Origin of the sequence: Mesorhizobium sp. M0968 (assembly GCF_040319065.1) — a bacterium.
Lineage (GTDB): Bacteria > Pseudomonadota > Alphaproteobacteria > Rhizobiales > Rhizobiaceae > Mesorhizobium.
Genome location: NZ_JAMYNL010000014.1, coordinates 130,888 through 153,729, shown reverse-complemented (window position 1 = coordinate 153,729; position 22,842 = coordinate 130,888). Strand labels below are relative to the sequence as shown.

Annotated in this window: 20 protein-coding genes; 9 read left to right on the top strand and 11 right to left on the bottom strand. The window is 61.1% G+C overall.

The genetic code is table 11. From position 1 onward, the window contains the following. Positions 1-362 precede the first annotated feature (362 nt). The 3 genes from NKH67_RS22615 (at position 363) to rimO (ending at position 3,073) form a co-directional block, all read left to right on the top strand. Positions 363-770 (top strand): DUF930 domain-containing protein, encoded by a 408-nt coding sequence (locus NKH67_RS22615; RefSeq protein ID WP_352471864.1) that lies wholly within the window; start codon positions 363-365, stop codon positions 768-770. Between the two features lie 188 nt (positions 771-958). Beyond that, on the top strand, positions 959-1,618 hold the full coding sequence (locus tag NKH67_RS22610) for a TerC family protein (RefSeq protein WP_352471865.1): 660 nt from the start codon (positions 959-961) through the stop codon (positions 1,616-1,618). Between the two features lie 141 nt (positions 1,619-1,759). Further along, positions 1,760-3,073 (top strand): 30S ribosomal protein S12 methylthiotransferase RimO, encoded by a 1,314-nt coding sequence (gene rimO, locus NKH67_RS22605; protein ID WP_352502447.1) that lies wholly within the window; start codon positions 1,760-1,762, stop codon positions 3,071-3,073. 63 nt (positions 3,074-3,136) lie between these two features. Here the strand turns inward: rimO and NKH67_RS22600 are convergent, their stop codons facing one another. The 8 genes from NKH67_RS22600 to NKH67_RS22565 form a co-directional block, all read right to left on the bottom strand. Continuing rightward, positions 3,137-4,204, bottom strand: a complete 1,068-nt coding sequence (locus NKH67_RS22600; RefSeq protein WP_352502446.1) for a BMP family ABC transporter substrate-binding protein — start codon at positions 4,202-4,204, stop codon at positions 3,137-3,139. Between the two features lie 47 nt (positions 4,205-4,251). Then, entirely contained in the window at positions 4,252-5,226 is a 975-nt protein-coding gene (locus NKH67_RS22595) for an ABC transporter permease (protein ID WP_352448916.1), read from the bottom strand. Further along, entirely contained in the window at positions 5,226-6,338 is a 1,113-nt protein-coding gene (locus tag NKH67_RS22590) for an ABC transporter permease (RefSeq protein ID WP_353031846.1), read from the bottom strand. The genes NKH67_RS22595 and NKH67_RS22590 overlap by 1 nt, the downstream gene beginning before the upstream one ends. Continuing rightward, positions 6,335-7,927: an ABC transporter ATP-binding protein gene (locus NKH67_RS22585; RefSeq protein ID WP_502893792.1), complete on the bottom strand. Its 1,593-nt coding sequence runs from the start codon at positions 7,925-7,927 to the stop codon at positions 6,335-6,337. Before NKH67_RS22585 ends, NKH67_RS22590 begins: the two co-directional genes overlap by 4 nt. A 152-nt stretch (positions 7,928-8,079) precedes the next feature. After that, on the bottom strand, positions 8,080-9,057 hold the full coding sequence (locus NKH67_RS22580; RefSeq protein ID WP_352502445.1) for a quinone oxidoreductase family protein: 978 nt from the start codon (positions 9,055-9,057) through the stop codon (positions 8,080-8,082). Positions 9,058-9,075: 18 nt separating this feature from the next. Then, on the bottom strand, positions 9,076-9,852 hold the full coding sequence (gene pcsA / locus NKH67_RS22575; RefSeq protein WP_502893794.1) for a phosphatidylcholine synthase: 777 nt from the start codon (positions 9,850-9,852) through the stop codon (positions 9,076-9,078). 35 nt (positions 9,853-9,887) lie between these two features. After that, positions 9,888-10,502, bottom strand: a complete 615-nt coding sequence (locus tag NKH67_RS22570; RefSeq protein ID WP_352502444.1) for a DUF1326 domain-containing protein — start codon at positions 10,500-10,502, stop codon at positions 9,888-9,890. A 14-nt stretch (positions 10,503-10,516) separates the two neighbouring features. Further along, positions 10,517-11,455, bottom strand: a complete 939-nt coding sequence (locus NKH67_RS22565) for a DUF2182 domain-containing protein (RefSeq protein ID WP_352502443.1) — start codon at positions 11,453-11,455, stop codon at positions 10,517-10,519. A 61-nt stretch (positions 11,456-11,516) separates the two neighbouring features. On the opposite strand from NKH67_RS22565, the gene NKH67_RS22560 reads away from it, so the two are divergent. Continuing rightward, positions 11,517-12,725 carry a UbiH/UbiF family hydroxylase gene (locus NKH67_RS22560; RefSeq protein WP_352502442.1) on the top strand — a complete coding sequence of 403 codons (1,209 nt, stop codon included), beginning with the start codon at positions 11,517-11,519 and terminating at the stop codon, positions 12,723-12,725. Positions 12,726-12,946: 221 nt separating this feature from the next. Continuing rightward, on the top strand, positions 12,947-13,270 hold the full coding sequence (hspQ, locus tag NKH67_RS22555; protein ID WP_023675043.1) for a heat shock protein HspQ: 324 nt from the start codon (positions 12,947-12,949) through the stop codon (positions 13,268-13,270). Positions 13,271-13,380: 110 nt separating this feature from the next. Here hspQ and NKH67_RS22550 read toward each other — a convergent pair whose 3' ends face one another. Continuing rightward, positions 13,381-14,010 carry an invasion associated locus B family protein gene (locus NKH67_RS22550; protein WP_352448908.1) on the bottom strand — a complete coding sequence of 210 codons (630 nt, stop codon included), beginning with the start codon at positions 14,008-14,010 and terminating at the stop codon, positions 13,381-13,383. A 231-nt stretch (positions 14,011-14,241) separates the two neighbouring features. On the opposite strand from NKH67_RS22550, the gene NKH67_RS22545 reads away from it, so the two are divergent. Both NKH67_RS22545 and NKH67_RS22540 read left to right on the top strand, forming a co-directional pair. Next, positions 14,242-16,062 carry an extracellular solute-binding protein gene (locus NKH67_RS22545; protein ID WP_353031843.1) on the top strand — a complete coding sequence of 607 codons (1,821 nt, stop codon included), beginning with the start codon at positions 14,242-14,244 and terminating at the stop codon, positions 16,060-16,062. 23 nt (positions 16,063-16,085) lie between these two features. Then, complete coding sequence (locus NKH67_RS22540; protein ID WP_352502440.1) at positions 16,086-16,763, top strand: DsbA family oxidoreductase; 678 nt, start codon at positions 16,086-16,088, stop codon at positions 16,761-16,763. Between the two features lie 13 nt (positions 16,764-16,776). Here the strand turns inward: NKH67_RS22540 and NKH67_RS22535 are convergent, their stop codons facing one another. After that, positions 16,777-17,010: a hypothetical protein gene (locus tag NKH67_RS22535; protein WP_352502439.1), complete on the bottom strand. Its 234-nt coding sequence runs from the start codon at positions 17,008-17,010 to the stop codon at positions 16,777-16,779. Positions 17,011-17,834: 824 nt separating this feature from the next. Between NKH67_RS22535 and NKH67_RS22530 the strand changes: the two genes are divergently transcribed. Continuing rightward, entirely contained in the window at positions 17,835-19,724 is a 1,890-nt protein-coding gene (locus NKH67_RS22530; protein WP_352502438.1) for an ABC transporter ATP-binding protein/permease, read from the top strand. Between the two features lie 271 nt (positions 19,725-19,995). Further along, entirely contained in the window at positions 19,996-21,360 is a 1,365-nt protein-coding gene (gene mgtE / locus NKH67_RS22525) for a magnesium transporter (RefSeq protein ID WP_352502437.1), read from the top strand. 57 nt (positions 21,361-21,417) lie between these two features. On the opposite strand, the gene gor is transcribed toward mgtE, so the two are convergent. After that, positions 21,418-22,806 carry a glutathione-disulfide reductase gene (gor, locus tag NKH67_RS22520; protein WP_352502436.1) on the bottom strand — a complete coding sequence of 463 codons (1,389 nt, stop codon included), beginning with the start codon at positions 22,804-22,806 and terminating at the stop codon, positions 21,418-21,420. Positions 22,807-22,842 lie beyond the last annotated feature (36 nt).

Below are 22,842 nucleotides of genomic sequence, written 5' to 3'. Positions count from 1 at the left end.
ACTCTCTCCACGGCATCAACACCTCCGGCCAAAAGCCAAAAGTGTTACCCATGTGTCCGGTACAAAACGTCACCTATGTCTCAGGTCGCGCATCTTCAATCCTGCAGGCATGATGTCGAGTTTTCCGCTCGTCGGATTCTTTGACTGCCTGGGTTTAACAGGCCGGCCCGCTTCGGGGAGAACCGCCGCTCTGCCCCATGCAGCGCACCACCTCTCGCGTCGCTGAGATGCGACAGGTGCTGATCGTGGCAACGATACCAAAGTACCGGTGACACCATTGCGTAATCAACAACCTGCCACAAAGCGAAGACTGTCGCCCGCCGCGCAGCCGCGCTTCGTCGGGTTGCTTTCTCCGCGCGAATATGGTGCTTCTCCCGCCTATGAATAAACTATTTTCTGCGGTCCTCGCATGGATGATACTGGCTTGGCCGGCCAGCGCGATGGACAGCGCATTGCGCGCCGGCCTGCTGAAACTCGACCCGCAAACCCGGCTGGAGCAGCGATGCGACGCCGAAATTCTCGACCGGATTACCCGCGACGACCACAAATACAAAGCCGATCGTGTCGTCGCCTACGCTTTTGCGACGCCCGAAATGGGCGCCGATGCGATCAAGAGCCCGGGTGCTGCGTTTCGCAGCAAGGGACAGTGGTACCGGCTGAAATTCAAATGCGAAACAGCGCCGGACCATATGGAAGTCCTGCAGCTCCGCTACCGGATCGGTGATGAAATTCCGGAAAGCGACTGGCCCAAATACAATCTCTATAACTAGGCATTCACGACCTGTGGCCGCATTTTGTCGGTGTTCGGGCCGATCGTCGCAAACTCTGTATATCGCCGCAATAACGGGCGGTTTGCCGACCGTGTTCCAACCAGTCCCTTGACGCGCGGGAACCATACACGTTAGGCCCTCCAGGCATTCGACGCGAACGCGGCCAACCAGCAAGGGACTTCCAGTCGATGGAAATTTTCACTGCCGCGGGCTTCTCTGCCCTGCTCCAGGTCATCGCCATCGACCTCGTGCTTGCAGGCGATAACGCCATCGTCATCGGCTTGGCCGCGGCCGGCTTACCCGTCGAGCAGCGCAAGAGAGCGATTCTCATCGGCGTGGTGGCGGCGACGGTGCTGCGTATCGGTTTTGCCGCGATCACCGTCACTCTGCTGCAGATTGTCGGCCTGCTGCTGGCCGGCGGCATCTTGCTGCTGTGGGTGTGCTGGAAGATGTATCGCGAGCTGCGCACGTCGCATGCCGACGAGGTGGAGGCGACCGAAGCGCTGTCCAATTCCGATATCAACAGCGATGATATGGTGGCCGGCAAGGCGCGCAAGAAGACCTTGGGTCAGGCGGCATTGCAGATCGTCATCGCCGACGTGTCGATGTCACTCGACAACGTGCTGGCGGTCGCCGGCGCGGCGCGCGATCACTTCCAGGTGCTGGTGATCGGCCTCGTCCTGTCGATCGCGCTGATGGGCCTTGCCGCGAGCTTTATCGCCAAGCTGCTGCACCGCCATCGCTGGATCGCCTACATCGGCCTTTTGATCATCTTCTATGTCGCACTCGATATGATCTATCGAGGCGCTGTGGAAGTATTGCCGCATGTCAGCAGTGCGATGAGCTGACGCATCGACTCGAACACGCATCGGCCGGGCCTTTCAGCTTCGGCGACGCTGGCGGTTGCGTTTCGCCGCAGCCGCCGCCCATACCAATGCCGCGACAAGTGTGATACTGCGCCGCCGATCCTGAAAATCCGGAAAGCTTTGATGTCCGCCCCTCGCGTCAGTTTCGTCAGCCTTGGATGCCCGAAAGCCCTTGTGGATTCGGAGCGCATTATCACGCGCCTGCGCGCCGAGGGCTACGAGATCGCCCGCAAGCACGACGGTGCCGACCTGGTCGTCGTCAACACCTGTGGCTTCCTCGATTCGGCTCGCGACGAATCGCTCAACGCCATCGGCTCGGCACTTTCGGAGAATGGCAAAGTCATCGTCACCGGCTGCCTCGGCGCCGAGCCGGACGTCATCCGTGAAAGACATCCGAACGTCCTCGCCATCACCGGCCCACAAGCTTATGAAAGCGTGATGGCGGCAGTGCATGAGGCTGCCCCTCCGAGCCACGATCCTTACGTCGACCTTTTGCCGCCGCAGGGCGTCAAGCTCACGCCGCGCCACTATGCGTATCTCAAGATTTCGGAAGGTTGCAACAACCGCTGCACCTTCTGCATCATTCCGGCGCTGCGTGGCGACCTCGTATCGCGGCCGGCCGCCGACGTGTTGCGCGAAGCCGAGAAGCTGGCCAAGGCCGGGGTCAAGGAGATCCTCGTCATCTCGCAGGATACCAGCGCCTACGGCATCGATATCAAATACCAGACCAGCATGTTCGGCGATCGCGAAGTGCGGGCGAAATTCCTCGATCTATCGGAAGAACTGGGCAAGCTCGGTGTCTGGGTGCGCATGCACTATGTCTATCCCTACCCGCATGTCGCGGACGTCATCCCACTGATGGCCGAGGGCAAGATTCTTCCCTATCTCGATATCCCATTCCAGCACGCCTCGCCGCAGGTGCTGAAGAACATGCGCCGGCCCGCTCATGGCGAAAAGACGCTCGAGCGCATTCGCGGCTGGCGCGACGTCTGCCCGGACCTTGCCATCCGCTCCACCTTCATCGTCGGCTTCCCCGGCGAGACGGACGACGATTTCGAGATGCTGCTCGACTGGCTGGACGAGGCCAAGATCGACCGCGCCGGCTGTTTCAAATACGAGCCGGTCAGAGGCGCCCGCTCCAACGAGCTCGGCCTCGAGCAAGTGCCGCAGGAGATCAAGGAAGCCCGCTGGCACCGCTTCATGCAGCGCCAGCAGAAGATTTCGGCAACGCAGCTAACCAAGAAAATTGGCAAGCGACTGCCGGTCCTGATCGACGAGGCGCATGGCAATTCGGCCAAGGGCCGGACCAAATACGATGCGCCCGAAATCGACGGTTCGGTCCATATCCAGTCGCGGCGGCCACTGCGCGCCGGCGACATCGTCACGGTCAAGGTCGAGCGCGCCGACGCTTACGACCTTTACGGCTCAGCCGTCTGATATTCCGTCCAAAATGAAAAGGGCGCCGCGTGGCGCCCTTTCGTTCGATATGTTTCCGACCGCCTACTGCGGCAGCTTGTCGTCGACGCCCTTCACGTAGAAATTCATGCCGAGCAACGTGGCGTCGTCGGCGACCTCGCCCTCCTTCAGCCAAGGTGTGCCGTCCTGCTTGGCGACCGGCCCGGTAAAGGGGTTCCAGCCGTCGGCGATCTTCTTGGTGGTGGCTTCGGCCATCGCCTTGACATCGTCGGGCATGTTGGTGAACGGCGCCAGCTTGACGGCGCCGTCCTTAATGCCGAGCCAGACATTATCGGGCTTCCAGGTGCCGTCGAGCGCCGCCTGGACGCGGCTGATGTAGTAGGGACCCCACTCGTCGGTCAGCGCGGTCAGCTGCGCGTGCGGCGCGAACTTGATCATGTCGGAGGACTGGCCGAAGCCGTGCAGCTTGCGCTCTTCCGCCACCTGCAAGGCAGCGGTCGAGTCGGTGTGCTGGACGATGATATCGGCGCCCTGATCGAACAATGCCTTGGCAGCATCGGCCTCCTTGCCCGGATCGAACCAGGAGTTCACCCACACGATCTTCGCCTTGAAGTTCGGGTTGATCGACTGTGCGCCGAGCATAAAGGAATTTATGCCCATCACCACTTCCGGGATCGGGAAGGAAACGATGTAGCCGGCGACGCCCGACTTCGATTGCTTGGCGGCGATCTGGCCAAGCACGTAACGGCCTTCGTAGAAACGCGCATTGTAGATGCCGAGATTTTCGGCGGTCTTGTAGCCGGTGGCGTGCTCGAACATCACCTTGGGGAATTTCTTCGCGATCTTCACTTCCGGGTCCATGAAGCCGAAGGACGTGCCGAAAATGATCTTGCATCCCTCGCGCGCCAGGCGCTCGAAGGCGCGGTCGGCATCGGGGCCTTCGGAGACGTTTTCGAGATAGGCGGTCTCGACCTTGTCGCCGAGTGCCTTTTCCACCTCGAGGCGGCCTTGGTCGTGCTGGTAGGAGTAGCCGAAATCGCCGATCGGGCCGGTGTAGACCCAGCACGCCTTCAGCTTGTCCGCCGCCTCGGCTGATGCCGCCAGCGACAATGCGGCCGTCGCCGCCATCAGGGCAATAAGCAGTTTTTTCATTGTGTTACCTCTCTGAGTTAAGCCTTGGAGCTTCCGTCTTTTTGTTGTCAACGATCCGGAACGAATGGCTGGCCCAAGGAGGCCGGCGTGTTCATCATCGTCAAACGCTTGTTGCGCGAGATTAGAACGAGAACCACGACGGTTGCCAGATAGGGCAGCGAAGAAAGCAGTTGCGAGGGAAACGATTTTAAGAACGCAATTAACTTGTAGAGCAACCAGGGCGCGTCGACGAAGTCCTGCAGATTTATGGCTTGGACGTGAAGCTGGCCAACCCAGATCGCGCCGAAAATATAGGCGCCGGCCAGCACCCGCCAGGGCCGCCAGGAGGCGAAGACGACCAGAGCCAGCGCGATCCAGCCGCGGCCGGCGGTCATGTTCTCCACCCATTGCGGTGTGTAGACCAGCGATAGGTGACCGCCGGCGAGGCCGGCACAAGCGCCGCCGAAAATCACTGAGAGATAGCGGTAGCGGATGACATGGATGCCAAGCGCATGGGCGGATGCATGGCTGTCGCCGATCGAGCGCAGCGTGAGCCCGGTGCGGGTCTTGAACAGGAACCACATGACGGCGGCGGTCAGCGCGATCGAGATGTAGAAAATTGGATCCTGGCCGAACAGCAGCCTGCCAACGACCGGGATTGCGGTCAGGCCGGGAATATCGAGGTTTGGCAGCCTTTCGCCCGGCTGGCCGACAAAATTCGTTCCCATCATGCCGGAAAGGCCGAGGCCGAGCAGTGTCAGCGACAGGCCGGTGGCCACCTGATTGGTGGCCAGCGACAGCGTCATGACGGCGAACAGCAGCGAGAACACTGCCCCCATGGTGATTGCCGCCAACAGCCCTATCCAAGGCGAGCCGGTGAGATAGCCGGCGCCGAAACCGCCGACGGCACCCATGATCATCATTCCTTCGACGCCGAGATTGAGCACACCCGAACGTTCGACCACTAGTTCGCCGATCGCCGCGATCAGCAGCGGCGTCGCCGCCGTAGCGATGGTCAAGAGGATGTTGACGGTGATGTCCATCAGCGGGCTTCCTCCAGCTTCGGCCCTGCCTCGAGCTTCGGCGCGGAAAAGCCGGTCAGGCGAATGCGGTAATGGATGAGCGTGTCGCAGCCGAGCACGAAGAACAAAAGCATGCCCTGGAACACGCGCGCCACCTTGTCGGAGATGCCGAGCGCGCTTTGCACTGCCTCGCCGCCCAGATAGGTCAGCGCCAGCACAAGGCCTGCGGCGACGATGCCGAGCGGATTGAGCCGGCCGAGAAATGCCACGATGATAGCGGTAAATCCGTAGCCGGGCGAGATCACCGGCTGCAATTGTCCGATGGCTCCCGAGACCTCCGAAATCCCTGCAAGTCCGGCCAGTGCGCCCGACAGCAGGAAGGCAAAGAAGACCATGCGGTTAAGGCCAAACCCGGCGAAGCGCCCTGCCCTCGGGCTTGAGCCGAGCACGCGGACCTCGAAGCCTTTCAGCGTACGGCTCATCAGGATCCAGATCAGTATCGCCGCGATCAGCGCGAAGACAAATCCCCAGTTTGCCCGGCCGGATTCCGGGAGGAGTTCCGGCAGTATCGCCGAGTCGTTGAACTGGATGGTCTGCGGGAAACCATGGCCCTGCGGATCGCGCCACGGCCCGCGTACGAGCCAATCGAGGAAGAGCTGGGCGACATAGACCAGCATCAGGCTGGTCAGGATCTCGTTGGTGTTGAAGCGCGTCTTCAGCAGTGCCGGGATTGCAGCATAGGCGGCCCCACCGACCATGCCGAGCAGAAGCATCAGCGGCAGCACCAATGGGCCTTCGAACTGCGGAAACAGCACGGGGATGATCGAGCCGACAATGCCGCCCAGGATGAACTGGCCTTCGGCGCCGATGTTCCAGATGTTGGCCTTGTAGCAGACCGACAGTCCGACCGCGATCAGGATCAGGGGGGCGGCCTTGATCGCCAGCTCATGCAACTGCCAGACCTGGCTGATCGGTTCGATGAAGTAGATGCGGAACGCGGTCAACGGGTTGACGCCGAGCAGCGCGAACATGATGGCACCGGCAATGATCGTCAAAACGAAAGCGATGAAAGGCGAGAGTGCCGAAAACAGCATCGAGCGCTGCGGGCGTTTTACAAGTTCGAGGCGCATCAGGCCGTCTCCAGCGTATGTTCGGCATGACCGGGTTCGGCGCCGCCCATCAGCAGCCCGATTTTCTCGAATGTCGCTTCAGCTATCGGTAGCGGCTTCGACAATTCGCCATTGTGCATGACCGTGATCGCATCGGAAATCTCGAACAGCTCGTCGAGGTCCTGGCTGATCACCAGCACCGCCGAGCCGCTGCGCGCCAGTTCGATCAGCGCCTGGCGGATGTGGGCCGCCGCACCCGCGTCGACCCCCCAGGTCGGCTGATTGACCACCAAGACGCTCGGCCGGCGGTCGAGTTCGCGGCCAACGATGAATTTCTGCAGATTGCCGCCCGAAAGAGCCGCAGCCTCCGGATCCGGCGCGCTCTTGCGCACGTCCATTGCCTTTATGATGCGCTGGGCAGCGGTATGGATCGCATCGCCCTTGACCATTCCACCGGCGCCGACAAACATCTTGCCATCGGTGGCGTGGCGCGACAGAAGCAGGTTCTCCGAAAGCTTCATGCGCGGTGCTGCGCCATGGCCGAGCCGCTCTTCCGGGACGAAGGCAGCGCCCATCAGACGCCTGCCGGTGATGGTGAGGCCGCCGGCATCCTTGCCGCGGATGCGGACCGAGCCGGCATCCTGCTGCAGCACCTCGCCGGAAACGGATTCGAAGAATTCGCCCTGGCCGTTGCCGGCCACACCGGCAATGCCGATCACCTCGCCGGCGCGGACCTCGAGATTGATGTTCCTGAGCGGGATCGAGAACGGGGTCGCCGGCTTGCGGGTGAGTTCGCGGATTTGAAGCAGCACCGGCGCGGTCTCGATACCCTCGGCCGGCGCCCGCACCACGGCCAGCACCTCGTTGCCGACCATCATCCGCGCCAACGAAGACGCGGTTTCCTGGCGCGGATTGCAATGGCCGACCACCTTGCCGTGACGCAGCACGGTGGCGCGGTCGCAGATCCGTTTGACCTCTTCCAGCCGGTGCGAAATGTAGAGGATGGACTTTCCTTCCGAACGCAGCCGTTCGAGCGTCTCGAACAACTTATCGGCCTCCTGCGGCGTCAGCACCGAAGTTGGTTCGTCGAGGATGATAAGTTGCGGCGTCTGCAGCAGGCAGCGGATGATTTCGATGCGCTGACGCTCGCCGACCGACAGATCACCGACCAGCGATAGCGGATCGAGAGGCAGGCCGTAACTGTAGGAGAGCGCCCTCGCCTTGGCCGCGATCGTACTGATCGGCGAGCCGTCATCCAGCGACAGCGCGATGTTCTCCGCCGCCGTCAGCGCTTCGAACAGGGAAAAATGCTGGAAAACCATGCCGATGCCGAGTTTTTTTGCGGTGCCGGGGCTGGTGATCCTGACCGCCTGGCCATTCCAGAAAATCTCGCCGGAATTCGGTTCCAGCGATCCAAACAGCATTTTCACCAGGGTCGACTTGCCGGCGCCGTTCTCGCCAAGCAACGCATGGATCTCGCCCTTGGCGATGTTGAGATCGACATGGTCGCACGCCGTCAACGTGCCGAATATCTTTGTGAGGCCGCGAACCTCAAGCAGGTTTGCGCCGTCCTGATCTGCACTCACGGTGCCTCCATCTGGTTTGCCAGACATGTTCTGTGTTCCCGCAAGCATCGTATGCGCGGGCTGCTCTCTACGGTAAGCGCCTCACGACTTGAAAGAGCTTCAAGAATTTCAGCGGAAACTCAAGCGGTAAAAAGCAGTTCGCAAGAACGGTGGCGTCGGCGGCCCGAAACGGCGGGCACCTAAGGGATAAGTATTGTTGTCCCGGTGGTCCGGCGCCCTTCGAGATCGGAATGCGCTTTGCCGGCCTCGCTGAGCGCGTAACGCTGGTTGATCTTGATCTTGACGGCGCCGCTTAGCACCACGTCGAACAAGGCGGCGGCGGAAACCTCGAGGTCTTCGCGCCTGGCATTATAGACGAACAGCGTCGGCCGCGTTGCGAACAGCGAGCCCTTCTGCGCCAGCAACGAGATGCTGAAGGGCGGGATCGGCCCAGACGATTGACCGAAGCTGACGAAAGTGCCGAGCGGCCGCAGGCAATCGAGCGAGGCTGGAAATGTGTCGTTGCCGACTGAATCGTAGACAACGTCGCATTTCTTGCCACCGGTGATAGCGGCAACGCCGGCCACGAAATCCTGTTCGCGATAGTTGATCACGTGGTCGAAGCCATGCGCCTTGGCGAGCTCGATCTTGTCGGTGGAACTCGCCGTGCCGATCACTGTCGCGCCGAGATGCTGGGCCCATTGGCCGAGGATCAGCCCGACACCGCCCGCCGCCGCATGAAACAGGATCGTGTCGCCGGCTTTCACCTTGAATGTACGGCGCAACAGATATTCGGCGGTCATGCCCTTTAGCATCATGGCTGCGGCCTGTTCGTCGCTGATGCCGTCCGGCACCTTCACCACGCGGTCGGCGGCGATCACGCGCTGCCCGGCATAGGCGCCGGTCGTCACGGCGTAGGCGATGCGATCGCCGGGTTTGAGCCAGTCGACATCCGAGCCGACATCCAAGACCACGCCGGCCGCCTCGCCGCCAGGGATCAGCGGAAATCCGCCCTGCGGCGGATAAAGGCCAGAGCGATAATAGACGTCGATGAAATTGAGACCGATCGCGGTATGCTTGACCAGGATCTGTCCCGAGCCCGGCTGCCCGGGATCGGCATCCTCATAGGTCAGGACCTCCGGGCCGCCATGGGCATGGATGCGGATCGCTTTGGACATTTTCTGGCTCTCTTGGGATCAGGCTTTCTTATCCGGCTTGGCGCCGAGATTTGGGAAGAACTGCATGATAGCGCCGATGCAAGCGAGGTAAAGCCCGGTGACCGTAATCCCGATCTTGATGAAATCGCTGACCTGCTCGCCCAGCACGCCGATCTGGTCGTAGAAGGAGGCAAGTGCGGCCTGCGCCAGCGCCAGCGCGCCGAAAGCGCACCAAAGCAGCGTCATACCGAGATTGATTGGCCGCAGCCGCTTCACCCGCACCGGATGGATGAAATTGATCGGCACGAAGGTGAGAATGCCGGCCACCACGACCACGGCGAAAGAAACCCATTGTCCGGGCTCGATGACGAACAGCGTGAACACCACCATGTTCCAGACGACCGGAAAGCCCTTGAAGAAATTCTCCTTCGTCTTCATGCCGGTATCGGCATAGTAGATTGCGCTCGACACCACGATGATCGCCGCCGACAGGAACGACAGGCGCTCGCCCATGAAGCCGCGCTGATAGAGCGCAAAGGCCGGAATCAACACGTAGGTCACGTAGTCGATGATGTTGTCGAGCAGTTCGCCCGACCAAGTCGGCAGGATTTCCTTGACATCGAGCTTCCTGGCGATCGGCCCGTCGATGCCGTCGACGAAAAGCGCCAGCCCCAGCCACCAGAACATCGCCGTCCAGCGCTGCTCGCTTGCTGCCACCAGCGACAGAAACGCCAGGAATGAGCCCGACGCGGTCAAGAGATGGACCGAGAACGCCCGCGCCTGAGGCCATGTGACTTTCTTCTTCGGCCGCGGAATCCGGTCGGCGATTTTCCTGGCCGTCGTCTTCTTGCTCACGGGCCCCGCCAGTCCAGCTTGCAGATTTCGGCCGAACGGCCAGCAAAGTTCCAGTTGCGGCCAAAGGCCCGCATTTTGCTCTTGTCGGATTTGGCGACGATGATTTCCGGCGCAATCCAGTATTCCGAATTGCTGATGACCGTATCCTTGTCGCGATCCTTGCCGGTGATTGGCGTCACCGCACCATCGATGATCTTCGGTATCTGAAAGATGCGTGTTTTCTCACGCGTCTCGTAGGTGATCGGCACCTGCTCGGCACCGAGGAACTGTCCGACCAGGATGGAGAGCAGCGATGTGGTTCCACCGGCCTTGCCGGTGAATATCTTCGTCAGTCCCTTCATAGCGTAAACCGAGGCGCGCTTGTCGATGAACAGGCCCGCCGTCCAGTTGCCGCGGCTCATATAACCGGGGATTTCCATGACCAGCCCAAGATTGAGGCCGGACAGGTCGACCTCGCCGAAATGGCCGGCATCGATCCGGAACCCCGCCCAGGTTTGGCAATAGCCTTCCGTAGGCGGATGATTGCCGAGCGACAGAACGCAAGGGCAAAAAACCGTGCAATTGCAGGAAAGGATGAGCTCTCCCTTCATTGCCCAGTTTTGATCTGTCATCGAATTCTCCCCCCTCATGCCGAGACTACTAGTAGCGCGGCTGCCCAGACAAGCAGTATCGCACCGCCCAACCGCGTCGGCAGATTGCCTGCCGTCTGTTTTTCGACCAGGCTAAACAAGCCGATCAGCGCCATCCAGAACACGTTCATCACACCGACGGCAAACATTACCAGCATCAGCGCCCAGCAGCATCCAAGGCACCACAGGCCCTGCTCCATACCGAGCCGGAAAATGCGAATGGGCCTGGCGCTCCAGTTGGCGAACAGGACCGAGAACGGATTTCTGCACTTCTCCAGACAGGCTTCCTTCAGCCAGCTGAACTGATAGAGACCGGCGATCGACAGCGCGGCTGCTCCGGCAATTCCAAGCAGCGGATCGAGCATCTGCCCGGATGACACGAATGCATGGACTGCGAGCGTCAGGGCAGCGAATATTGCCGAGGCGGCAAGCCAGACGCTCAAATATCCAGCGACAAGGATCAGCGGATGGGCAACGGGTTCCCCCTTGATCCGGGCGGTATCTGCGATCTCGCAATAGGTGCGGATCATCGGCGCCGCGGAGGGCAGCATGGTCGCGATGGCCATCAACAGCCACATCGCGGTGAGTGCCCCGCCTTGCGCGCCTACGCTTGCGCGAAGCGGCGCCGGCGCCAGACAAAGGGCGAAGAAACGCGCAAGGAAATCCGGCAGCGGCAGTTGCGGCAGGTATTCCAGCACGGCGTCGCCGGGTACATCGGCGCCCGGGAGCCGGCTCACCGCCCCCCGAACTGCCATTGCGCCGAGAAGGAGCCAGGCAAGGGCGATGCCCATGCCGGCAACGACGCCCACCGTCAGTCGAGGGCTGCGCGCAACGCTCGCCATCGCGCGGCCGGTGCCGTCGAGGTGGCTGAAATCGTCTTGTTGGCCGGTCATGGCAACCGAATGGGCCGAATCGCCGCGTTGATCAAGCTGCATCACCTGACCTATATGGACCAGCAGGTCGGACGGGCCTCACCTCGCAATCCGGAAGCCGAATTTGAACCATCGGGAAACAGCACGGATACTGGTCGCCGGCAGCGGCCCTGCGGGGCTGATCGCGGCGCTTGGCTTTGCCGAGGCGGGTTTTCCCGTGACGCTCGTCGGACCCGATGCAGCCGGCCCCGACGGCCGGACGACAGCCTTGATGAACCCTGCCCTGAAGATGTTCGAACGGCTAGGGATCTTCGACGGAATCAGGCCGCACGCAGCGCCGCTCAAGGTGATGCGTATCGTTGACGCAACCAACCGGCTGATCCGCAGCCCGACAGTGACCTTTCGCGCCAGCGAGATCAACGAAGAGCAATTCGGGCTGAACTTGCCCAACAGCGTTCTCAACCGCATGCTAGCGGAGGCTGTCGCGCATTCGGGCATCGAATGGCGAAAGTCGATGGTGGAGGCATGGCGCCTCGATGCCGACCATGCCCATGCCGTTCTCGCCGACGGCAGCGAGGTTGAGGCATCGTTGGCAGTTGCCGCCGATGGCCGTCAGTCGCCGGCCCGCGAGGCAGCCGGCATCCGGACCTCGATCCGATCCTATCCGCAGGCGGCGTTGGTGCTCAATTTCGGTCACCGCAGCGACCATGCCTTCACCTCGACCGAATTCCACACCGAGACCGGTCCGTTCACACAGGTTCCCCTGCCCGGCAACCGGTCCAGCCTTGTCTGGGTGCTCGAACCCGATATCGCCAAGGACCTTGCAGCACTCGACGACGCCGAGCTTTCGACGCGGGTCGAACAGCGAATGCAATCGATGTTGGGCCGCGTGTCGGTTGAGCCCGGCCGGCAGGTCTACCCACTTTCAGCGGTGAGCCCGTGGCGGTTTGCGCATCGCCGCGTGGCACTTGTCGGTGAAGCCGCCCACGTGTTTCCCCCAATTGGCGCGCAAGGCCTCAATCTCGGCATCCGGGACATCGACGACCTGATTGGTGCCGCAAGCAGAAACCGCTCGGACCCGGGCGCCCCCAAGGCGCTTGCAGCCTATGATTTCAAGCGGCGGCCGGACATTCTGGCGCGCAGCAGCGCGGTCAACCTGCTCAACATGTCGTTGCTTTCCGACATGCTGCCGGCTCAGATGGTGCGCAGCGCTGGCCTTGGCGCGCTTGAGCGGTTTGCGCCGTTACGGGCGTTTTTCATGCGCGAGGGTCTTCGACCCGGCAGCGGTTTTGCGGCGTTTTTTGGCGGATTGCGAAAACCGGCTGAGCGATAGCGATCTTGGCCACCGCCCTTGATCCGCATCTCGCGATGCTCAACCCGGCATCAAGGGGATCGGGATTGAATTGACGCGGCGTCTGCGCCAAATAATGACGATGTCGACCTTAAGGTCTGGGCCAATCTTTGCCGGACCGGTGCGTAAGAATCTAAAGTCCTGGAGCGTTCCTTGCGTGTTCCGAGATGCGTGGCGTTCAAGAAGTTCAAGTGGTGAGTGCGATGAAGACAGCCAAATTCTCGATCGGACAGGTGGTTCGGCACCGGCTGTTTCCGTTCCGCGGCGTCATTTTCGACGTCGATCCGCAATTCGCCAATACTGACGAATGGTACGAGGCGATCCCCGCTGACGTGCGGCCGCGCAAGGACCAGCCTTTCTATCATCTGCTCGCCGAGAATTCCGAAACGGAATACATCGCCTATGTGTCCGAGCAGAATTTACTCGAGGACCGGTCGGGCGAACCGGTCCGGCATCCGCAGATTGGTGAAATGTTCGACAAGAAGCCGGACGGGCGCTACGAGCCGAAGCACCAATTGAGACATTGACTTAGTCGGAATCTGGCTGGCCTGAGACATGGCTGGACCCGACAAACAGCCGGTCCAAACGAAAAAAGCGGGGCATGAACCCGCTTTTTTATTCGTCCGAAACCCGTCGATCAGTTGGCGGCCTTCGCCTTTTCCTGCTCTTCCTTGAGCTTCTTGGCAAAGTCCTGATTGTTCTTGGCGACGAACTCCTGGAGCTTTTTCTGCCGGTCCTCGATATCCGACTGCTGCAGCGGCGGGCCGTCGAAGGCGCCGCTGAAGCCGGTCAGCGCAATCTTGATCGGGTTCGGCTGGTTCTGGAAATTGACCGAGGTGAGCGTCAGCGCCGATCCCTTCTTGAAGGATGCGACAAGCTGATCGCTCAGCGGCACTTCCGCCACGCAGCGATCCGGAAAACAGATCACATAGTCGAGCTTCTGCGCCTTGCCGCCGTCGATCTGGAGGCCGATGCCGGGAGGAACGAGACGGCCGGTCGGAACCGTCACCTGGAACACCTTGCGGTTCACCTTGCCCTTCAATTCGATCAGGCTGACGCCAGTGATGAGCTGGCCGTTGCCGGCGGTGGTGATGTTCTGGACATTGCAGATGTCGACGTCTTCCTGCTTGGTGCAGGCCTTGAACCAGCCTTGCGGAATCTGCTGTTGCTGCTGCGCGGAAGCAGCGGGAATCCCGGCGCCCAGAATGCCGACCACGCCAGCGGCCATGACCGACAGGCGGTACGCGTTGCTGTTCAGGCTCGTCATGTCGTGCATTCCTCTCAAATGATCCCGGAACCGGCTTTTTTCATGCCGTGTGGTCCAGCTACCTGTTGCCGAAATGAGGCAACAGAATGACTTCGGACGGCGTGTTACACTGCAAGCGGTGCCGAATCCAGCCCGGGTCTCGCGAATCTTGGCCAAGGGATAGGCTCAAGGGGTTGGCCGGTGCACGACCGGCTCATGTATGCTGCGCATCGAATCGGGAAGGAGACGGTCATGGGCCGCGTTGTCGTTTGGCTGATCGCCGCAATCTTGTTTGTCGGCCTTTCCCTGCAGCCGGCCGTGTCGGAACCGGTCCACGCGCTTGCCATGCAGGGCGAGCCGGCGCTGCCGGCCGACTATGATCATTTCAACTACGTCAATCCCGACGCGCCGAAAGGCGGCAGCATTACCTATTGCGTCGTCGGCAGCATCGACAATCTCAATCCGTTCATCCTGAGAAGTCTGCGCACCACCGCGCGTGGCATGATGGATCAAGCCTATGGCAATCTCGTCTTTGAGCCCCTGATGCAGCGCAACTACGACGAGGCCTTCAGTCTCTACGGCCTGCTCGCCGATACCGCCGACATGGACCCCGAGCGCAAGAGCATCGAATTCCACCTCGATCCCAGGGCCAAATGGTCGGACGGCGAGCCGGTGACGCCGGAAGACGTGTTGTTTACCTATGACGTCTTCACCGAGAAGGGCCGCCCACCTTACAGCCTACGAATGAAAGCGATTGCCAAGCTCGAAAAGACCGGCGACCGCAGTGTGCGTTTCACCTTCAACGACAAGGCCGACCGCGAATTTCCGCTGATCATTGCGCTGACGCCGATCATCCCGAAACACGCCTTCAACAAGGACACCTTCGACAGGACGACGCTAAAGCCGGTGATCGGCAGCGGGCCTTACACGGTGGCGCAAGTCGTGCCCGGTCAGCGCATCGTGTTCAAGCGCAATCCGGACTATTGGGGCAAGGACGTGCCGTCCAAGCGCGGCTTCGACAATTACGACCAGATCACCATCGAATATTTCCTCAACGCCAACGCCAAGCAGGAAGCGTTCAAGAAAGGCATCTGCGCCATCGACGACGACAGCGACCCGGTCAAACGCGAGCGCGATCTCGATTTTCCGGCTTTCCACAGGGGCGAGGTCATCGCCGAAACTTTCGATACCGGCATTCCGCCGGTGGTCAACGGTTTCCTGTTCAACACGCGGCTGCCGAAATTTTCCAATCCGGTCGTGCGGCGCGCGCTCGGCATGCTCTACGATTTCGAATGGGCCAACAAGAATCTGTTCGGCGGCAAATACGCGCGCACGATGAGCTTTTGGCAGAATTCCGAGCTGTCCGCGCTCGGCCACCCGGCCAGCGAAAAGGAAAAGGCCCTGCTGGCCCCCTACCCCGGCCGCGTGCCCGCAGATGTCATGGACGGCACCTACAGGCCGCCCGTTACCGACGGCTCCGGCCAGGACCGCAAGGTGCTGAAGGCGGCATTCGAGCTGCTGAAGAGCGCGGGCTATGCGGTGCGGGACGGCGCGATGGTCGATGCCGAGGGAAAGCCGTTCGGTTTCGAGATCCTGACCGCCTCGCAGGACGAAGAGCGACTTGCCGCTATCTATCAGCGCACCCTTGAGAAGCTCGGCATCGATGTCGGCATCCGCAGCCTCGACGGAGATCAGATCCAGTCGCGCAAGCAGCGTTTCGATTTCGAGGTGCTGGTCGGCTCGACCGGTTTCAACAACTCGCTGTCGCCCGGTATCGAGCAAACCGGGCGCTGGGGATCCGCTGCTGCCAAGGCCGAAGGATCGTTCAACCTCGCCGGCGTCGCCGATCCGGCGGTGGATGCGGCGATCGAGGCGATGCTGAGAGCTCGTTCGAAGGAGGACTATGTAGCGGCCGTCCGCGTTCTCGACCGGCTGCTGATCTCCGGCAACTACATGGTGCCGACGCAGCACAACAACCAGCAATGGCTCGCTTATTGGAACTATCTGGAACATCCGCAAAAGACGCCCATATACGGTTATCAGTTGCCGACCTGGTGGCGCAAACCGAAGTGACCTCTTCACAACAGGAGATCAAGATGAACGACGAGAACTCGATTACCGTCGATGTGGTCTCCGACGTCGTGTGCCCCTGGTGCTTTATTGGCCAGAAACGGCTCGACAAGGCGATTGCCGCCGTCGATATCGACGTTCACATACGCTGGCGGCCCTTCCAACTCGACCCGACAATCCCGCCCGAAGGCAAGAACCGCCGCGACTATATGGTGGCGAAATTCGGCAGCGAGCAACGCATCCGCGAAATCCATGCCCGGATCGAGCCGCTGGGCGAGGCTGAAGGCATCGCCTTCGCCTTCGACGCCATCAAGGTCGCGCCCAATACGCTGGATGCGCACCGTCTCATTCGCTGGGCCGGCACGGCCGGCGAGGCCATTCAGAACCGGCTGGTGCGCCGGCTGTTCCAGCTGAATTTCGAGGAAGGCGCCAATCTCGGCGATCATGCCGTGCTGATCGAAGCCGCCCGCGAGGCCGGCATGGATGCGTCCGTGGTCGAAACGCTTCTGCCGACCGACGCCGATGTAGAGGCGGTGCGCACCGAAATCGCCACCGCTTCGCGCATGGGCATATCGGGTGTGCCGTGCTTTCTGCTTGAAGGCAAATATGCGGTGATGGGCGCCCAGGACGCCGATACGCTCGCCGATGCACTCCGCCAGGTCGCCGCGGCCAAGGCACGCGGCGAACTGGAGACGGCGAACTGAGTCGGACTATTTCCTATTTCACCGTCACCTTGGCCTTGCTGACGAAAAAGCCATGGCCATGCATGCCGGTGCAGGTCAATCCCTTGGTGGATGACTGGCAGGAAAACGGCCCCTTGCTCCAGCTGTTGCCGTACGCCAGCCTGGTGACGTCGCCGCCTTGCTCGCCCGGATTCTTGATCAGCGTCGCCGGACCTTTCGGGCCGAGGATGACGGTGACGTAGCTGGGCTCGACGCGCGAACAGCTCAACTCCGGTCCGCCATCCTGCGGCTCGTAGGTGCTGGTGCCGCCGTTCGGCGTGTAGATGCAGCCAATATTGCCGGACGGCGTGTTGAACTCGATCTGTCCCTCGGCGTTTGCGGGAACGGTCCGGCTGCCGGCCTATGTTTGCGGCAGCCAGGCAAACATCGCGAGCATCGCCACAAACAATGTCCGTGCAAGCATGGCGAACTTCCCCCCGGTTCAAACCTGGATGCGTCCGGCAGGTTCGATCCGCAGCGCATCATTGTCAAACGCAGTTTTGTTCGTACTCTAATAAAGCACGGTCTAATGGATGTTGGTCCGCATCCTGGACAGTGCCAGCGAAGTCATTGCTTGGCAGATTACGGGTTCCTGACATTGCGACTTCAACCACGAATCATACGGTCACTTTCTGGTCGCCGACGAGGTCGGAGCTGACCGTGAAGGCGGTTCAGGCTGTGAAGATCGACCGCTGGACGGCGCTTCTATGTTCACAAAGCTGTGTGAAGACCTTCCCTTAGGGAAGGTCACTGCTTGCTCCGGCTCAGGCAAGTAACTATTTGAAATTGCGTTGGTATTCCGCCCCTCGAAGCATGACGGCATAGCGCCATGATCATTCATTCTGTTGCTCCACTGCAACGGCCGGCAAGCTAAGCCACCTGCGACTGGTGAAAAGCTAATGGAAAATGATCAATTGGTGTTACTGTCCGTAACAAAAGAAAAATCGTTTGGGCGGGATAGTGATTCGGGTCGATAGACCAACGCGACATTCAATATCGGAAAAATGGCTCCGCGGTGCCGCAAGGCAGTCGCCCCTGACGCCCGTATCGTCGATGCGCAGCTTCTGGGGACTGATGCGGGCCTACTGGTTCTCGGACAAGTGGGTCGAAGCCTGGACGCTCACCTTGGTAATAGGCTTGCTGACAGGGCTCTCCAGCAAAGCCGACGTCTGGTTTACCGTGGCGGCGGCTGAACTATATACCTCAATCGCTTTTTTTCACGACGCCGCGAATACCACGCCGCTCAAAACGTTGCTGACCAATGCCGGCCTGCTCGTGCTGCTGGTCGTGCTCAAGGACATGGGCATTACCAGTACATGCAAGTTTGTATCGGCGACATTGCATCGCAAATGGCGCGGCTGGCTAGATAGCCGCTTCAATGCGGCGCTACTCGACCCCAACCATTCACACTACCACGCCCAGCATGGCTCGTCCGGCACGGCAGCGCCCGACAACATCGACCAGCGCGTGCAGGAATCGATCAAGGACATGACAGGCGGCGCTATTGGGCTTGCCATGGGAGTATTCAGTGTCTTTACCTCGCTCTACTTTGTCGGTGGAGCTTTGTTGGCAAATTCTGTGGAGGTAAAAGGACTCGAGTTCCTCGGCAGCTACGGGAGTGTCGTGCTTGCTCTGCTGGCGGTCGCTCTCTACGTGCCGTTCAACACCTGGATCGCAGTCAAAATCGGCGGAATGCTGGAGTGGCTCAACATCAGGATGCAGAAGGCTGAAGGCAGCTATCGGGGCGAACTGATCACGTTATTGCGCCGCAGCTTTCATGTGGCGGCCTCGCAAGGCGAAGTCGTGCAGAAGACGATACATAGCCGGCTCTATCTCGACATCGATAGGACTTGGTCGAAGTTCAACATCGTCAACACCATCTATTCGGGATTCGAATCGGTCTATAACTTTGTCGGTGCCAAAATTGTCGCCTTCGGGCCTGGCCTTGTGCCGTTTATCCATAACGGCCTCGACCTCAGGGGTTACATAACAGGTTCCGAACAGGTCAACGCGCTGATCAGCAAATGTTCGTGGTTCATCCATGTCATGCCAAGTCTTGCCACCTTGCGCGCCAACAGCTTGCGCGTCATTGAATTGGCGCAGGCGATCGAAAACGTCCAGCACCCGCAGGAATTCTATCAGCAGACCGGCCGCTCCGACTTCCGCTACGACCGCCAAAACCCGGTCTTCGGACTGACCATCCAGAAGCTCGAACTGGCGCATCAGGGCGAGGACGCAACGCCCTTCCTGAGTGCCGCGAACTTGCGCTTCCGGCGTGGCGAGTGGACTTTCCTCAAGGGCGAATCCGGTTGCGGCAAGACCTCGCTCGTCAAGGCGATCAACGGCCTGTGGCCTTATGGCCGCGGCACCATCGTCTTCCCGGAAGGGGTCAGGAGTTTCTACGCCGCCCAGGAGGTGAAGCTGCAGCAGGTTTCGTTGAAGCAACTGGTCTGCCTGCCCGGTTCCGAGCATGATTACGCCGACCTGCAGGTCGCATCCGCCTTGCACAAGGCCGGCCTCGGCGATTTCATCGAGCATTTGGCCGATGAGAGCCGTGAAGGAAAGATCTGGGATCAGGTTCTTTCGGGTGGGCAGAAACAGAAGCTGGTTGTCGCCCGCATCGTGCTGCAGCAGCCGGGATTGCTGTTCCTCGATGAAGCCACCGGCGCGCTCGACCCCGATGGACGGATCGCCTTCCACCAGGCGATCAAGGACAATTGCCCTGATGCAACCGTGATCTCGATCATGCATGAGGCGACGCCGCCGAGATCGCTCGCGGGCACCGAATTCTACCACAGCGTGGTTGCGATCGCCGACGGCGTCGCTACCAAGAAGCCGCTGGTTCCGAGTCTGCCGGTAGAGCTCACCACCATCCTCACGCAGCCGACACGGCCGGCCGAGGACAAGTGGCTGCGCTTTCCCCGCCGGCTGAAGCAGAGATAGCCGCGGCACCACTGCCGGCATCCAGCCAGCCTGCCACGTAGCCCGATCACAGTCTCGCGATCCAGTCGGTTTGCCGCCGTTTTAACCCGCTCTCGCGATTGACTCGGCAAGGCGCGCTCCTATGTTGCGCCGGCTTGCAGAATCTCAACTCGAACCCGCGAGCAGAAAGGTCACCGCGCCATGCCTGGCGACAGTCACAGTCGAACGCAACCGCCGTCCGCTTGACGTGACCTGACAGGCTCACGTCCTGCCGGACGGCAAGGAGTGAGCCATGAACGAGTTTTCCCCCGTCGCGGGCGGCGATGCCATCGCCATCGCTCGCGTACTTGCCAACGAACACGTCGCCGACATCGTCGAGGCCTTGAACCAGGAGCCCCGCGAGACGGCATCGGAGCTGCTTTGCGAAGTGCCGTTCGGGCGGCTGGTCGAGATCTTCGACCAGCCTGAACTCGACGGCGCATCCGAACTGGTCGAGGCGCTGCCCCGCATCAAGGCAGGCAGACTGCTTGCCGCCATGTCGGTCGACCGCGCCGCCGACATACTGCGCGATCTGAACGAGCCGGCTCGTTCCGAACTGCTTGGTGGCCTGGCGCCACCGCTGCGCGCGACGCTGCTTGCTATTCTCGGCTACCCCGAGGGCAGCGCCGCCTCGCTCATGACGACCGAATATGTCAGCGTGCCGCCCGACTGGAGCGTAGCCCGCACGCTGGATTATATCCGCAAGGTGGAGCGGACGCGCGAAACCGTCTACGCGATCTACATCGTTGATCCGCAAACGCATGTCCTGTTGCGCTCGACCAGCCTGCGTCGACTGATCGCTGGCGGGCCCGACGAGCTGATCATGGCAATCGCGCCGGATCGTGCGCCTGTCACCGTTTCACCGCTGACCGACAGTGAAAAGGTTGCTCAGCTGATCTCGAAATATGATCTGCTCGCCGTTCCGGTCGTGGACAACGGCAAACTGCTCGGCATCGTTACCATCGACGATATTATCGACACGATGATCGAGGAAACGACGGAGGATGTGCATCGTTTCGGCGGCATGGAGGCTCTCGACGAGCCCTATATGAAGATGGGCTTTCTGGCGATGATCCAGAAACGCGCCGGCTGGCTGTGCGCGCTGTTTATCAGCGAGATGCTGACCGCCAACGCGATGCAAAGTTACGAGGGCGAGCTGGAAAAGGCGATCGTCCTGACGCTATTTATTCCATTGATCATGAGCTCCGGCGGCAATTCCGGCTCGCAGGCGACCTCGCTCGTCATCCGGGCGCTGGCACTGCGCGAGATCGGCCTTGGCGACTGGTGGCGGGTGGCCCTGCGCGAGCTGCCCACCGGCCTGGTGCTTGGCTCGATCCTTGGCGTGGTCGGCGTCTGCCGCATCGCGCTCTGGCAGTATCTCGGCTTCTACGACTACGGCCCGCACTGGCCGCTGATCGCAATGACGATCGGCGCCACGCTGGTTGGCATCGTCACCTTCGGCTCGCTGTCTGGATCGATGCTGCCGTTCGCCCTGAAGCGCATGGGCTTCGACCCGGCCAGCGCATCGGCCCCGTTCGTCGCCACGCTGGTCGACGTCACCGGGCTGGTGATCTATTTTTCTGTGGCGCTGGTGATCCTGCGCGGAACGTTGCTGTAAGAAAACGCACGCACTTCCATCGCGGCAATTTCGTTGCCGCGATGGGTTGTCGTCGCGTCAGACGCGCTCACCATCTCTCACCCGGTAAGTCGGCTTGTACATGGTGACGAGTTCTTCCGCGGCGGTCGGATGCACCGCCATGGTGCGATCGAAATCATCCTTGGTCAGGCCGGCCTTCAGCGGTATGCCGAGAAGCTGCGCCATTTCGCCGGCATCCGGCCCGAGGATGTGGGCGCCGAGGACCTTTTTCGAGGCGCCGTCGACGACCAGCTTCATCAGCATCTTTTCGTCGCGGCCGGAAAGTGTGTGCCGCATCGGCCGGAAGGTGGCGCGGTAGATTTCAACATCCGAAAAGCGCTTTGCCGCCTCATCCTCCGACAGACCGACCGTACCGATCTCGGGCTGCGAAAAGACTGCGGTAGCGATCGTGTCATGGTCGGGCGCCGTCGGCTTGTCCTTGAAGGCGGTCTCGACGAAGCACATCGCCTCGTGGATTGCCACCGGCGTCAATTGCACGCGATGGGTGACGTCACCGATTGCCCAGACGTTGTCGATGTTGGTGCGGGAGTATTCGTCGACGTGGATTGCCCCGGTTTTGGTCATCTCGATGCCGACGCCTTCCAGGCCCATGTTCTCGGTATTGGGAATGCGGCCGATGGCGAGCATGACCTGGTCGACCGTCAGCACCGTGCCACCGGTGACAAGCGCGTCGAGCCGGCCGTCAGGCCGCTTCCTGACCCACTCGGACACGGCGTGGCAGAGGATTTTTATCCCTTTCTTTTCCATCGTGTCGTGCAGCATGCGTCTGAGGTCCATGTCGAAACGGCTGAGGATCTCCTTGCCGCGGTAGACCAGCGTCGTGTCGACGCCGAGGCCGTGAAAGATGTTGGCGAATTCGACGGCGATATAGCCGCCGCCCTCGATCATGATTGCCTTCGGCAGTTCCTTGAGGTCGAAGGCCTCGTTGGAAAAGATGCAGTGCTCATGGCCGGGCAATGCCGGATGCGGCGCCGGTCGCCCGCCGGTAGCGATCAGGATCTGGTCGGCGGTAACGGTGCGATCCTCACCAAGAAGATGCACCACATGCCGATCGACCAGGGTGGCGCGCGAATGAAAGACCTCGCCGCCGGCGCCCTGCACGTTCTTCTTGTAGATGGCCTCCAGCCGGCTGATTTCGCGGTCCTTGTTGGCGACCAGCGTCTGCCAGTCGAAACGCGCCTCAGGCACCGTCCAGCCATAACCGGCGGCGTCGGCGAAATGCTCGGGGAATTGCGAGGCGTAGACGTAGAGCTTCTTCGGCACGCAGCCACGGATCACGCATGTGCCGCCATAGCGGTATTCCTCGGCGATGCCGACCCGCTTGCCGAGTGCGGCCGCGACGCGCGCCGCCCTCACCCCGCCGGAGCCGCCGCCGATGACGAAAAGATCGTAGTCGTAACCGGCCATGGCTGAACTCCTTGCCCCTCAAACCCCGAGACAGGT

Bases quoted from the DNA above. Each gene is read 5' to 3' on its own strand.
- NKH67_RS22585 (WP_502893792.1), bottom strand. From the start codon at position 7,927: ATGTCTGGCAAACCAGATGGAGGCACCGTGAGTGCAGATCAGGACGGC.
- rimO (WP_352502447.1), top strand. From the start codon at position 1,760: ATGTCCGCCCCTCGCGTCAGTTTCGTCAGCCTTGGATGCCCGAAAGCC.
- NKH67_RS22610 (WP_352471865.1), top strand. From the start codon at position 959: ATGGAAATTTTCACTGCCGCGGGCTTCTCTGCCCTGCTCCAGGTCATC.
- gor (WP_352502436.1), bottom strand. From the start codon at position 22,806: ATGGCCGGTTACGACTACGATCTTTTCGTCATCGGCGGCGGCTCCGGC.
- hspQ (WP_023675043.1), top strand. From the start codon at position 12,947: ATGAAGACAGCCAAATTCTCGATCGGACAGGTGGTTCGGCACCGGCTG.
- NKH67_RS22595 (WP_352448916.1), bottom strand. From the start codon at position 5,226: ATGGACATCACCGTCAACATCCTCTTGACCATCGCTACGGCGGCGACG.
- NKH67_RS22580 (WP_352502445.1), bottom strand. From the start codon at position 9,057: ATGTCCAAAGCGATCCGCATCCATGCCCATGGCGGCCCGGAGGTCCTG.
- NKH67_RS22565 (WP_352502443.1), bottom strand. From the start codon at position 11,455: ATGCAGCTTGATCAACGCGGCGATTCGGCCCATTCGGTTGCCATGACC.
- NKH67_RS22530 (WP_352502438.1), top strand. From the start codon at position 17,835: ATGCGCAGCTTCTGGGGACTGATGCGGGCCTACTGGTTCTCGGACAAG.
- NKH67_RS22545 (WP_353031843.1), top strand. From the start codon at position 14,242: ATGGGCCGCGTTGTCGTTTGGCTGATCGCCGCAATCTTGTTTGTCGGC.
- NKH67_RS22550 (WP_352448908.1), bottom strand. From the start codon at position 14,010: ATGACGAGCCTGAACAGCAACGCGTACCGCCTGTCGGTCATGGCCGCT.
- NKH67_RS22615 (WP_352471864.1), top strand. From the start codon at position 363: ATGGTGCTTCTCCCGCCTATGAATAAACTATTTTCTGCGGTCCTCGCA.
- NKH67_RS22540 (WP_352502440.1), top strand. From the start codon at position 16,086: ATGAACGACGAGAACTCGATTACCGTCGATGTGGTCTCCGACGTCGTG.
- mgtE (WP_352502437.1), top strand. From the start codon at position 19,996: ATGAACGAGTTTTCCCCCGTCGCGGGCGGCGATGCCATCGCCATCGCT.
- NKH67_RS22600 (WP_352502446.1), bottom strand. From the start codon at position 4,204: ATGAAAAAACTGCTTATTGCCCTGATGGCGGCGACGGCCGCATTGTCG.
- NKH67_RS22570 (WP_352502444.1), bottom strand. From the start codon at position 10,502: ATGACAGATCAAAACTGGGCAATGAAGGGAGAGCTCATCCTTTCCTGC.